A 531-nucleotide genomic window follows, 5' to 3' on the forward strand; every position below is an offset into this window, starting at 1 on the left:
CCGCCGTGTGTCTCCTAGACATTACTCTTCGGTATTCGCAGTTTGCATCGGGTTGGTAAGTCGGGATGACCCCCTAGCCGAAACAGTGCTCTACCCCCGAAGGTATTCATCTAAGGCTCTACCTAAATAGATTTCGGGGAGAACCAGCTATCTCCCGGTTTGATTGGCCTTTCACCCCCAGCCACAAGTCATCCGCTACTTTTTCAACAGTAGTCGGTTCGGTCCTCCAGTTAGTGTTACCCAACCTTCAACCTGCCCATGGCTAGATCACCGGGTTTCGGGTCTATATCATGCAACTAGTCGCCCAGTTAAGACTCGGTTTCCCTTCGGCTCCCCTATTCGGTTAACCTCGCTACATAATATAAGTCGCTGACCCATTATACAAAAGGTACGCAGTCACCCTATCACTAAGCACCCTCTGTTTATTTTTGGGGTTGGGCGTCACTACGTTCCGCCAACCGCACGTTAAACAAAAGACTCAGTGCCTTTTTCTATCACTTTGCTTAGTGATAGGGCTCCCACTGCTTGTAC

1 rRNA gene is annotated in these 531 nt (G+C 49.7%); it reads right to left on the bottom strand.

What is annotated here, in order from left to right:
* A 23S ribosomal RNA gene (locus FHQ30_RS03150) occupies window positions 1-529 on the bottom strand; the annotation flags it as partial.
* Window positions 530-531: the final 2 nt, after the last annotated feature.

It is taken from the genome of Testudinibacter sp. 'clade 2', from assembly GCF_006227735.1.
Taxonomy (GTDB): Bacteria; Pseudomonadota; Gammaproteobacteria; order Enterobacterales; family Pasteurellaceae; genus Chelonobacter.